This is a genomic window from Compostibacter hankyongensis (assembly GCF_039541075.1).
GTDB classification, from domain to species: domain Bacteria; phylum Bacteroidota; class Bacteroidia; order Chitinophagales; family Chitinophagaceae; genus Compostibacter; species Compostibacter hankyongensis.
In genome coordinates this window covers 278,303-290,135 of sequence record NZ_BAABFN010000005.1, presented here as the reverse complement: position 1 = coordinate 290,135, position 11,833 = coordinate 278,303, and the positions used below count along the sequence as shown (strand labels likewise).

10 protein-coding genes are annotated in these 11,833 nt (G+C 54.4%); 6 read left to right on the top strand and 4 right to left on the bottom strand.

Going from position 1 to position 11,833, the window contains the following annotated elements; translation table 11 throughout:
- The first annotated feature begins 6 nt into the window (after nt 1–6).
- Nucleotides 7–1,872 carry a membrane protein insertase YidC gene (gene yidC, locus ABD851_RS11690; RefSeq protein WP_344979428.1) on the top strand — a complete coding sequence of 622 codons (1,866 nt, stop codon included), beginning with the start codon at nt 7–9 and terminating at the stop codon, nt 1,870–1,872.
- Nucleotides 1,873–1,957: 85 nt separating this feature from the next.
- Entirely contained in the window at nt 1,958–2,635 is a 678-nt protein-coding gene (locus tag ABD851_RS11685; protein WP_344979426.1) for a hypothetical protein, read from the top strand.
- Between the two features lie 30 nt (nt 2,636–2,665).
- Here ABD851_RS11685 and ABD851_RS11680 read toward each other — a convergent pair whose 3' ends face one another.
- A complete protein-coding gene (locus ABD851_RS11680) occupies nt 2,666–2,872 on the bottom strand; it encodes a hypothetical protein (protein ID WP_344979424.1) in 207 nt (68 codons plus the stop codon).
- 306 nt (nt 2,873–3,178) lie between these two features.
- On the opposite strand from ABD851_RS11680, the gene ABD851_RS11675 reads away from it, so the two are divergent.
- The 3 genes from ABD851_RS11675 (at nt 3,179) to ABD851_RS11665 (ending at nt 6,215) form a co-directional block, all read left to right on the top strand.
- Complete coding sequence (locus ABD851_RS11675; RefSeq protein ID WP_344979422.1) at nt 3,179–4,594, top strand: tetratricopeptide repeat protein; 1,416 nt, start codon at nt 3,179–3,181, stop codon at nt 4,592–4,594.
- 114 nt (nt 4,595–4,708) lie between these two features.
- Nucleotides 4,709–5,470, top strand: coding sequence for a phosphosulfolactate synthase (locus ABD851_RS11670; protein WP_344979420.1), 762 nt, complete (start codon nt 4,709–4,711; stop codon nt 5,468–5,470).
- Nucleotides 5,460–6,215: a shikimate dehydrogenase family protein gene (locus ABD851_RS11665; protein WP_344979417.1), complete on the top strand. Its 756-nt coding sequence runs from the start codon at nt 5,460–5,462 to the stop codon at nt 6,213–6,215. Before ABD851_RS11670 ends, ABD851_RS11665 begins: the two co-directional genes overlap by 11 nt.
- A gap of 51 nt (nt 6,216–6,266) precedes the next feature.
- Here the strand turns inward: ABD851_RS11665 and ABD851_RS11660 are convergent, their stop codons facing one another.
- Nucleotides 6,267–7,652: a BT_3987 domain-containing protein gene (locus tag ABD851_RS11660; RefSeq protein WP_344979415.1), complete on the bottom strand. Its 1,386-nt coding sequence runs from the start codon at nt 7,650–7,652 to the stop codon at nt 6,267–6,269.
- A gap of 103 nt (nt 7,653–7,755) precedes the next feature.
- The gene (locus ABD851_RS11655; protein WP_344979413.1) at nt 7,756–8,556 is read right to left on the bottom strand and encodes a class I SAM-dependent methyltransferase; all 801 of its coding nucleotides are present in this window, start codon (nt 8,554–8,556) and stop codon (nt 7,756–7,758) included.
- A gap of 69 nt (nt 8,557–8,625) precedes the next feature.
- On the opposite strand from ABD851_RS11655, the gene truB reads away from it, so the two are divergent.
- Nucleotides 8,626–9,336 carry a tRNA pseudouridine(55) synthase TruB gene (truB, locus tag ABD851_RS11650; RefSeq protein ID WP_344979411.1) on the top strand — a complete coding sequence of 237 codons (711 nt, stop codon included), beginning with the start codon at nt 8,626–8,628 and terminating at the stop codon, nt 9,334–9,336.
- On the opposite strand, the gene tamL is transcribed toward truB, so the two are convergent.
- Nucleotides 9,308–11,752, bottom strand: coding sequence for a translocation and assembly module lipoprotein TamL (tamL, locus tag ABD851_RS11645; RefSeq protein WP_344979409.1), 2,445 nt, complete (start codon nt 11,750–11,752; stop codon nt 9,308–9,310). The two genes, truB and tamL, sit on opposite strands and share 29 nt — an antisense overlap.
- Nucleotides 11,753–11,833 lie beyond the last annotated feature (81 nt).

Here is an 11,833-nt window from a genome sequence, read left to right as displayed (position 1 = left end):
GGCTTCATGGACAGAAATACGACCATCGGATTTTTACTGCTGGGCTTGCTGCTGATAGGCTATATGGTATACAACCAGCGCGGGCAAAAGGAGTACCAGGCGGCGCAGAAGGCCCGGCGCGACTCTATTGCCAGGGTCAGCCAGCAGAAGGCCGATGCTGTCCGGGCCAAGACGGCTGCGCTGGATACCGCTGTTCAGCAACGTTACGATTCCCTGCAGCGCAGCAGCCAGCTGGGCGTGTTTGCCGCGGCCGGAACAGGCGCCACCCAAACACTCACCGTGGAGAATGCCCTGGTCCAGATCACGTTTTCTTCCCTGGGCGGCCGCCCGGAAAAGGTGATCCTGAAGCAATATAAAGCGTACGACGGCAGCCCGCTGGATCTTATGAACAGCCATTACGATCAGCTCGGCCTGCTCTTTTATACCGCCGCCAACCAGCCTGTACGCACCAATAATCTGCAGTTCCGTCTCATGGAAAATACCCTTGGGGCAGACAGTACGCGTACGATAGCCTACCGGCTCGAGGCCGGGGATGCGGCTCATTATCTGGAATACCGCTACGTATTGCACCCGGGCCAGTACATGCTGGACTTTAACGTGAAAATGGTGGGGCTGGAGAACGTCCTCCGGCCTACCGATAAAACGCTTTCCCTGATCTGGAACGGGCAGGCCAACCAGCAGGAGCCGGATGCCAAAGTGGAAAAAAACAATACCCAGATCTATTACCGTCTTCAGAACGGAGAGCACGATTATTTCAGCCTGATCCGCACCACCGACAAGGAGCTGACCGAGCCGGTGCAGTGGGTGAGCTTTAAACAGCATTTTTTCAATACCTCGCTGGTCGCCGACAAGTCGTTTGATAACCTCGATATAAAAGGCAAGCTGGCCGGAGATTCTTCCGCGTATATCGCCCAGGCGGATTTCCGTATGCAGATCCCCTATACCCCGGCTGCGGAGTTTGAATTCCCCATGCACATCTATTACGGGCCGAATGATTATTATATTTTAAAGTCCTACCACCGTGATCTGGAAGAAGTAATTCCCCTTGGTTACGGCCTTTATACCTTTGCCAAATACATCAACAAATGGCTGCTGCTGCCGGTCTTTCTGTTCCTGGGAAAAATATTCGGCAGCTGGGGGATAACGATCATCTTCCTGACCATCGTGATCCGGCTGCTGATCTCGCCGCTGACCTATAAGAGCTACCTCTCCCAGGCCAAGATGAAGGTGCTGAAGCCCGAGCTGGATGCCCTCAAGGAAAAGTACAAGGACGATCAGCAGAAGTTCGGCATGGAGCAGATGAAGCTTTTCCGCTCTACGGGCGTCAGCCCCCTGGGCGGATGTCTGCCGATGGTGCTGCAGATCCCCATCTTCTTTTCCCTGTACATGCTGTTCCAGTCCACCATAGAAGTGCGGCAGCAATCCTTTTTATGGGTAAAGGATCTCAGCATTTACGATGCGGTGCTGCATCTTCCGTTCCGCATCCCCCTGTACGGCGATCACGTGAGCCTGCTGACCCTGCTGATGACGCTCACCAGCCTGTTCATGGCCTTTTACAATAAAAATATGACCGGTATGGGCGGCGCAGGACAGGATAATCCCGCGCTGAAATACATGCCTTACATCATGCCCGTCTTTTTCCTGGGCTTCTTCAACAGCATGGCGGCGGCGCTGACCCTGTACTACCTGATCTCCAACCTGATCACCATCGCCATTCAGTGGGTGATCCAGACTTATATTATCGACGAGGACAAGATCCACCGGCAGATCCAGGAAAACAAAAAGAAAGGCCCCCAGAAATCAAAATGGATGCAGCGGCTGGAGCAGGCCCAGCAGCAGAAGCAGACGCTTACGCAACAACGGAAGAAATAATTTTGTAATGTTGCAGAAGGGGAGCGCCGTCACTGACGGTCCGGTTCCGGATATGGCCGGAGCGCTGACCCTGTAAAGCAGTTCTATGCAAAAGATCGGCGTTCTTCTGGTATTTTCCGTGCTGCTTTTTCCGGCCCTGCCCGTCAGGGCGCAGCATATGCTTTCCGAAGGAAAGATCGTATACAAAGTAGAGGTGGAGCTGCCTGCGGATGCTCCCGCCAATGCCGCTGGTATGTTCCGCGGCAGTCATTTCGATATCGCTTTCAAACCCTACCGTACCCGTACGGATATGTATCTCGGGCAGCGGTATCATTATACAACCATTCACGACACGCGGGACAGCTCCGCGGTTTCCCTGATCGAAATATTGCAGAACAAGTACCTGCTCCGCCTGAGCAGCGGCGATGTGGACACACTGCAGGCCCGGTACAACGGCGTAACCTTCCGGGACGTATCCGGCAGCCGCAAGATTGCAGGCTATATCTGCCGGAAGGCCATCGGGCAGCTGAAAGACGGCAGCATCTTTACCGTATATTATACCCCGGCGCTTTCGGCGGCGCAGGACGGATTCAACGGACAGTTCAACGGTCTGCAGGGTTTTCCGCTGGAGTATGAAAAGACTACCCACAGGGGGCTGAAGATGGTGTTTACGGCTACTGCTGTGGAAACAGAGCCCCTGCCGGCTTCCTGGTTTGATATTCCGGACAGCGGTTACCGTGAACTCTCCCCGCAGGAATGGAGATCTATGCGGCAAAAAGATTGAAATACGGCATTACGGTGTGGAAGAAAGGGTTTATCCCTTGGGATTCAGCAATGTGGAGCTACCGTTTTCTTTTCCGACGGGGTGCAGTGACAATACAAAGCGCTGCGGTACCAGCAAAAAGGTATTACCCCGCCGGTAAACGGTTTTACCGGTAATGATCAGCGCATCCGTACCCGCAGGCTGGGTGGAAAACCAGCTTCGCGTAGCGGTGTAATGTGAATGAGATACGGGGCTCATGGAAAGCACCGTTTCATTGCGCGGGAAAAAGAAGCTGGGAAGAGCGGGCGCGGGTCGTAGGGATAAAGGCGGATTCGTCACTGCCGGCGGGACAGGTCCCTCAGGATTCGTACCTTTGCCGTGCAGGATATTACAGAAGATAATACCAGGCACAGCACAGGCTGCAAAGACACCAAAAAGCAATATAACAAGCCGTTTCTTCATATAGGTAGAGCAAATATACGAAAAACCGGGGAAAAGGGAAAGAAGGGTTAATGTTTTGTTAAATCCACGTATTCCGCAAATTTCCCTATATTTACAGCAATGATGAATGAGAACCAATTCAGTGATGAATTTCATTCACTGAACGAGCTTATCCAGCAATACGAAAATCTTAGGGACGGACGGGCTCATGCCTTCCTGGATGAGGACTCTTTTGAACAGATCATCGATTATTACGACGACCAGGATCAGCTGCAATATGCCATACAGGCGGCCGAATACGGTATCGAGCAATTCCCCTACTGCTCGCTTCTGCTTCTCAAAAAAGCCAACCTGCTGATCGAAACCCGCCATTATCAGGATGCGCTCGGTATCCTGGAGCGGGTGGAGGCCCTGGACCCCATGGATATCAACCTGCATGTGCTGAAGGCCGACGTTTACCTGGGCATGAACCAGCATGAAAAGGCCATAAAGCTGCTGGAGACCCAGGCGCTGCGTTTTGAAGGAGAAGACCGTACCGATCTTCTGCTGGAATTGGCGGATGTGTACGACGACTGCGAAGAATTTGACAAAGTATTCGATTGCCTGAAAAGAGTGCTGGAGCATGAGCCCGGAAATGAGGAGGCCCTGCACAAAATATGTTTCTGGACGGAATTTACCGGGCGTGCGGAAGAAAGCATCCGTCTGCATAAGGCGATTATCGATGAGCATCCCTATACCGAGCTGGCCTGGTTCAACCTGGGCACTGCCTATCAGGGGCTGAAGCTGTATGAAAAAGCGATCGATGCCTATCAGTACGCCATCGCCGTCAACGACAAATTCGAATATGCCTACCGCAACATGGCGGACGCCTACATGCGGATCCGGAAATATCCTGAAGCCATAGAGACCCTCCAGCGGCACCTGGAGATCGCCCGGCCCGAAGATGTGATCTACGAGGCGCTGGGCCACTGTTATGAAAAGCAGAAAAAGTACGACCAGGCCCGTTACTATTTCCGGAAAGCCTATCACCTGAATCCGGATGACGAACGGCTGTATTACCGCATCGCCAGCACCTTTATGCAGGAAGAAAACTGGCCGGCCGCGGTAAAGTACCTCCAGACAGCGCATAAGATCAACGTGCTGAGCCTGGAATATGTGCTGGCCCTCTGCGAATGCTTCATCCAGCAGGAACAGTACAAGGATGCGCTTACCCACCTGCTGGAAGGCGTACGGCTGCATCCTGCCAGCGTGCGTGTAAGAAGCTGCCTGGTCCGCTGTCTTTTTTTGGCAGGCTTCTATGAAGAAGGCGAGGTGCAGCTGGACCGCGCCCGCAAAGCTACGGGAGATAAGCCGGTCTACCAGTATTACCACTGTGCCCTGCTGCTGGCATCCGGCCGTACCAAAGAAGGATTGCTGCAGCTGGACCTTGCCCTGAGCGCCGCGCCGCGGCAGGTAAAGAAGCTCATTACGCTTTATCCGGCCGCCCTGCAGCACAAGGGGGTGATCGATCTCATTGCCCGTCATAAACACAACCGGTAAATCCTTTACCCAGCGGATGCCTGCCGCTTTCACTTGGTATAATCATCGCATTGAGTTCCACGCAGAGTTATTAACTTTGCGCGATTGACCATTTTAAATCTGAAAAGCAACGACATGAACTTTAAGTTGACCCAGATTCCGGAAAGAACGGGAAAGCCGCGTACGCATGGATTGACCATGGTGATGGACAAGGGACTCAGCATCCAGGAAACCAGGAACTTCCTGTCCGTGGCCGCCCCCCATGTGGATATCGTGAAGCTGGGTTTTGGTACCGCTTTCGTAACCCCCGACCTGCGGGAGAAGATACAGGTATATCAGGAGCATGATATACCCGTGTATTTCGGCGGCACCCTGTTCGAAGCTTTCCTGGTCCGTAACCAGTTCGATGATTATATTGCTGTGCTGAAAGACTACGGTATCGACTATGTGGAAGTATCGGATGGTTCCATTATCATCCCGCACGCCGAAAAATGCGGTTATATTGAAAAGCTGGCGCAGCATGCCACCGTGCTCAGCGAGGTAGGCTCAAAGGATGCCGCCAACATCATGCCTCCCTATAAATGGATTGAGCTGATGAGCGCCGAGCTTTCCGCAGGAGCCAGCTATGTTATCGCCGAAGCGCGGGAAAGCGGCACCGTCGGCATCTACCGCGATTCCGGAGAGGTGCGCCAGGGATTGGTACAGGAGATACTTACCAAGATACCCGCCGAAAAGATCATCTGGGAAGCGCCCCGCAAAGACCAGCAGTTTTACTTCCTGCAGCTGGCCGGCTGTAACGTGAATCTCGGCAACGTGGCCCCGAACGAAACCATTCCGCTGGAAGCCATGCGCGTAGGGCTGCGCAGCGAAACCTTCCAGCTCTTCCTTGAAAAATAAGCCGGTGAGAGAGTTTGGTTTGATCGGTTACCCCCTGGGGCATTCCTTCTCCAGGCAGTTCTTCGCAGAAAAATTTGCCCGTGAAGGACATACGGACTGCCGTTATGAAAATTATCCCCTCGAAAACATCGGCCTTTTCCCGGCACTGCTTGAGCAGCATCCCGCCCTGGAAGGACTGAACGTTACCATCCCTTATAAGCAACAGGTAATGCCCTTTATGGACGAGCTCTCGGATGCCGCCTCCGAAGTGGGAGCGGTAAACTGCATCCGTTTCCAAAAAGGTATGCGGAAGGGCTATAATACAGACGTCATCGGTTTTGAACGTTCCCTCCGCCCTTTGCTGGAGCCGCATCATGTGCAGGCCCTCATCCTGGGTACCGGCGGGGCGGCCAGGGCCGTAGCCTGGGTGCTCGCCCGTCTGGGCATTGCCGCCGAGCTCGTCAGCCGGCAGGGTAACGCCGCCGCCGGGATCAGGGACTATGCCTCGCTGGACGAACCGGCTATGGAACGGTATACGCTGCTGATTAATACCACCCCGCTGGGGATGTACCCCCAGGTAAATGCCTGCCCCGATATTCCTTATAACCTGCTTTCTCCCCGCCACCTGCTGTACGACCTGGTATATAATCCTGCGGAAACGCTTTTTCTGCGGAGGGGCCGGGAGCAGGGCGCACAGGTAAAGAACGGCGAAGAAATGCTGATCCTTCAGGCAGAAGCTTCCTGGGAGATCTGGAATACTCCTTAGCGCGGTATTGCTGCGCGCGCAGCGGCCGCGCTAAGGAGTGCGGTTCCGGCTTCAGGGTCTTTTCAGCAACCGCCATTCGGAAAGCTGGAAGAGCCCGTCCCCGTTATTCTTCTGGATATTCAGCCGGTAATAGGAGAACGCCACGGTATTGTCGATGATATACCGCTTGGTCTGTTTTCGGTCCGAGAAGGTCTGGCCTTTCTGGTCGTCGATCACCGTCCAGTGCAAGCCGTCGTTTGAGCCGAGCAGCTGCCAGTCTTTCGGATCGCGGCCGGGGGAATCATTGCCTGAGGTCATGGTGTATACTCCCGTGGTTTGCGGTGTGGCAAACTGCAACTGCATCCATGCCGAGGTGAAGTCAAACAGCAGGAACTTGGTATTGATATCGTTGTCTACCAGCTTGGGCGAGCTTTCGTTGGCATTGGTGGTATTCTCGAACTGTACGGTATAGGTGCCCTGATTGGTAATGTCGGTTTCGATAAGATGTATCGGGTCCATCACCACCACAAAGGTAGAGCGGCTGCTGTCCAGCAGATGGCTGGTAGGATTGCCCAGCGTGAGGCCGAGCGCTACCTGCTCGTTCATGTGGTTCTTCAGCGCGTCCAGCTTGACGCTTAGGTTAAAGGTGGCCGTATTTTTATTGGCGTCGAACTTTACAGGATTGGGCAGGGAAAAATCACCCGATCCCAGCAGCACGGTATTGGTCAGCGTATGGTCATCGATAAGCGTCTGCACCGTATCCGGTGCGTCCTTCAGCACCACGGTAAAGGCGCTGCCGGCCGTACCGCCCAGCGAGAGGGTAACCGGTACGATGAGGTTGCTCTGGTCCATGGTATAATTCAGCTGGGTAGGTACTTTCAGCTGATGACCCGCATCGGTGAAATAAACAAAATGGATATCTTCCGGCCGGGAAATGCCGGTGGTATGGAGGACCATGATCGCCGTACTTTTCTGGGCATCCAGGGTATTGCCCTTGGTGGGCGCGGTGAGCCGGAGGGCCAGTATCAGATCCTTACCATAATAATTCTCTATAGCGCCCTGGCTGACCTTCACGTCAAACGATGCCGTATCCGAACCGAAACGCAGATTTACGGTTTGCGGCAGCGAATAGTACTGGCTGGGCAGCACCACGGCATTCTGCAGCACCTTGCTTTCCACCAGCTGGTTGGCGGTGTCCTCGTCAACGGCCACATCTACCGAAAATATTTTCGGGGCGCTGCCGGAGAGCCCGATTTTAACGGGAATGGTGACCTTGTCGGGATCCTTGCTGAAGTTATTTCCCGAAGGCACGTTGATCCTGCCGTTTGTAGTGCTGAAAGCGGCGGCAACGTTGGGAAGCGTTTCGTCGTGGAAGCTGTCCTGTTTTTTACAGGAGACAACGGTGAGTACCGTCAGTGTCGCGAGCTGGAAATGGAGAGCACGTAACCGTCTTGTCATAAAGAGGAATTTTGCCGTGAGCGGATACTGAGTTTGGATGATGCGTTTTGAAATAACGATTTAGCAACCCAATATACAGCATATTTTAATTTTCCAAAAAGAATTATTCGGCAGGGGTAATCAGGTAGTACACGCAGGTGGTCAGGAAATCGCGCAGCCAGGGCAGGGCGGTAATAAAAGCCGCCTGGCGCCTCGGCTTCAGCCCGAACTTATACCGGTAAATGGGGTTGATCAGGAAATGGCAACGGGAACTTACCCGGAATCCCTGCTTCTTTACGATCCGTTCAAACCGCTCTATCGAGATGCCGGTGGACTTCACATCCAGGAGCTCATGGATGGTGTCCGGCTTCTCTCCGAATGTCTTCAGCAGGGCGGGGTACAGCCGGCCGGGAAGCAGATGGATATAGGGCAGCATGCTCAGCAGCCGGTTCTGGCAGATCTGCTGGTGTCCGCCATGCGGCATATACCAGGGGGGGAATCCGAAAAATACCTGCCCCCCGGGTTTGAGCAGCGTTTTCAGATAGCCGATCAGTCTTTCCTGGTCGGGAATATGCTCGATGGCGTCCTTGAGAAGGATCAGGTCAAAGGCATGCTGAAAAGCGCCGTGAAAATCCACGTCGTAAATATTCTGTGCAATCAGCCGGAGCCGGCCTTCTTTTTCATAATCCCCCAGAAAGCTTCTCGCCAGCGCTATGCGCGCCGGCACCAGGTCCACCCCTACACAGTGGCAGCCCTTTTCGAGAAAGGGTTGAAGCACGCCGCCCTCTCCGCAGCCGATCTCCATAACCTGCATCCCGGGCCGGAGTGGAAAGTGGGCTTCGATAAAAGGGATAACATCGTTCCGGGAATTGGTCAGCTGCTGCTCAAACCGCAGCCGGTCATCTTTGTGTTGCGCCAGACTCATAAAGCAAAGAAACATAAATCCCCTGATAACAGGAAACCGCTCCCGCCGGACTTGTCTTATCTTTGAGGCATGCAGCATCCCATGAACCGCTACGAGGAAGGGCAGATGATCCTCATCGATAAGCCGCTGAAATGGACCTCCTTCGATGTGGTCCGCAAGATACGCCGTCTTACCGGGGCCAAGACCGGTCATGCCGGCACCCTGGATCCCCTGGCCACCGGTCTGCTGATCGTCTGTACCGGCCGCATGACCCGCAAGATATCGGAATACCAGGCCAGGGAAAAAACCTATACGGGCACCTTTACCCTCGGCGCCACCACCCTCACCTACGACCTGGAATCCGAACCGGTTTATGCGGGCGACCATAGCCTGCTGACGCCGGAACAGCTGCGGCAGGCCACAGTCCCCTTTCTCGGGAAACAGCTGCAGATGCCCCCTGCGCATGCTGCGATAAAAAAGAACGGTACCCCGGTGTACCGGCTGGCCCGCAAAGGCATTGCCGTGGAGCTGGAGCCCCGCCCGGTGGAGATCACCGTTTTTGAGCTTACCCGCATAGCGCTTCCGGAGGTGGACTTCCGGGTCGTCTGCAGCACCGGCACCTATATCCGTTCACTGGCGCATGACTTCGGACAGGCGCTGGGTTGCGGCGCTCATCTCAGCGCGCTGCGCAGAACGCATATCGGGGACTTCAGCGTAGAAGAGGCGGTTACGCCGGATGAATTTGCGCGGCGGCTGCAGGAGGAGGAAACATTCAGAACGGATAACCTACCGCGAAGTTGACAATAATATTCCGCTTACGCCACTCCTTGTCGAACGGCGCCAGCTGGTCTACGATCCAGCCATAGTTGCGCGGCTCATAAGGAACCTTCAGCGGCGTGGCGAAGTCCAGCCGGATCACGGCATAGGAGAAATCCAGCCGCAGGCCTATTCCGGACCCCACGGCAATGTCCTGGTAAAAGCGGTTCAGCCTTATTTCCGCCCCGGGCTTGTAGGGATTGGGGTTCAGGTTCCAGATATTGCCCATATCGGTAAAGAGCGCTCCTTTCAGCATCATAAAGCCGCCGAAAAGCTTAAAAATATCGAAGCGGTATTCCAGGTTGCCCTCCAGCTTCAGCTCACCCGTCTGGTCGATAAATACATTGGGGTTGTTCAGGTTGGGATCCAGGTAAGAGCCGGGGCCTAAGGTACGCAACCGCCAGGCGCGCATGCTGTTGGGGCCGCCGGCGGTGAACTGTTTGATATAGGGCATGACGTCCGAGCCGCCGTAAGGAATGCCGATACCGCCGTATATGCGGGCCACGAAGGAGCTGTGCTGCCGGTTGAAATAATGTTTATAGTCGGCATCCAGCTTTACATACTGCGAAATACCCACGGAGGTCAGCTTCCTGAAATCGGTACGGTTGCCGCTGATCCCTTTCAGCGTGGCGTCGATGCCTTTGAGCAGCAGCCCCGATTCGTCGAGGTTCACCCGTACATAGTTGAAGCTGCGCTGCGGATGCAGCGGGTCCTGCGTATTGAAGATAAAGGAGGCTCCGACGCCGCCGATAAAGGTGGACTGGAGACTGTTTCGCAGGAAAGGATTCAGGTTCAGCTGATTTTCGAAGGAGTCCGTGACATGGAAAAGGCGGGTATATTCAAAAGAGAAAGGCTTTAGTATCCATTTTTTATAGGCGGTCTCGTCCCAGTCGTAGCCAAAGGAGCCACTGAAGCTGCTCAGCGTAAAAAAGCGCAGCCGGTCCAGATAGTTGAACCCCAGGGCCAGGTTGGTGCGGGCGTTGGAAAAACGGCCGACGTCCCGTATCCGCCAGGGGGTGATAAAGCGCGGAAAGGATATGTTGGCCTGACCGCTGAACTCCCGGGCCTGGATAAAGAGATTCCGGTTCTGACGGGAGTTGAGCTCTATGCCCCCCTTCAGGCTGGCGGAAAGCAGATTGGCCGAGCGGTTGATGTTTTTGTTGCGGTAGGTCAGGTTCAACGCCCCGCCCACGATATAGTCGGTACTGTTGGTAGCTTCCAGCTCCACGCCGGCCTCCTGTTTCTTTCCCGGTATCAGGAAGATGCGGCTGTCCAGCAGGTCCGGATGGCCCGGCACGGTATCCATATCCACGGTAACAAAGCGCCATACCCCCAGCTCGTTGAGCTTGTTGACCGTATAGTTGTATTTGTCCTGGGAGTACAGCTCCCCGTGATGGAAATAAACGGAGCGGTAAAGCACCCGCGGCCTCACAATGGGCTTATGATAGAGAAAGGTAAGGTTGCGCCGGTTGATCTGCTGCAGGGTAGAGTCGGTGGGGGAGCCGCTGAAGGAATAATCCGGATAAATATAGATATGGTTGATGGAAAAGCGGCGGAACGCATCGTTCCCGGTAGAGTCTTCCGGATTTTCGATACGCACGGTCACATTGAGGGTCGGCTTCCGTTCCTGGCTGGCGCTCTTGTACACCTGCTCTATGTTTTCGAAGGGGTTGAGCAGGTTATGAAAGACGTCGCGGTTAAAGGTATCCACGACAAACTTGACATAGTCGCTTCCGAACCGGAAATACCCGGCGTTCCGGATGAGGTCCGTAATGCGGTCCTGTTCCTCCGAAAAGGTTTCCACCTTAAAGGGCATGCCGGTTTTTAGCAGGGACGCTGCTTTACCGGCTCCTACGATGTTGGCGATGGCGGTATCGGCAATGTCGTACCCGATGGTGTCGATGATAAAGCTTTTTCCGGTATTGACATTATAGGTGATGCTGGTTTTCCGACGCTTGACCCGGGGGGTATACTGTACCGAGGCATAGAAATAACCCTGGTTGTTCAGGAAGTTCACCATGTTCTCGGCGGAGCGCTGCGTTTTCAGCGAATCATAGATCACCGGCGCTTCCACGTTCTTCTCCGTCAGCAACCAGTTCCAGAACCAGCTGGATTTTTTTTCCTTGTATTTCTGGTTATAGAGCCAGAGCGGCACCCGCATCTTCAGGAATTTCCGGTTGGGGGTCTGCAGCAGTACGGAAGGTGAGTTGAGGCTGTTCCGGATATCTTCTTTTTCGGTGCTGTTGAGCTCGCCCTGCAGATTCACCTTGTTGGCGACCAGCAAGGACTGCCCCTTGTTCAGATAGCGGGTATTGGAACAGGAAGCGCTTAGCAAAGCCGCCAACGCCACAACAAACAAAATCGAACGACAGGGTACGGTATGCGGCTGGTATTTTGACACAGGTTTAAGCAAAGGCTTGGTGGCTTTTCGCAAACCCGTTTCGCGGATATCCGTTCAGGTATACCCTAACACGGAAACGGG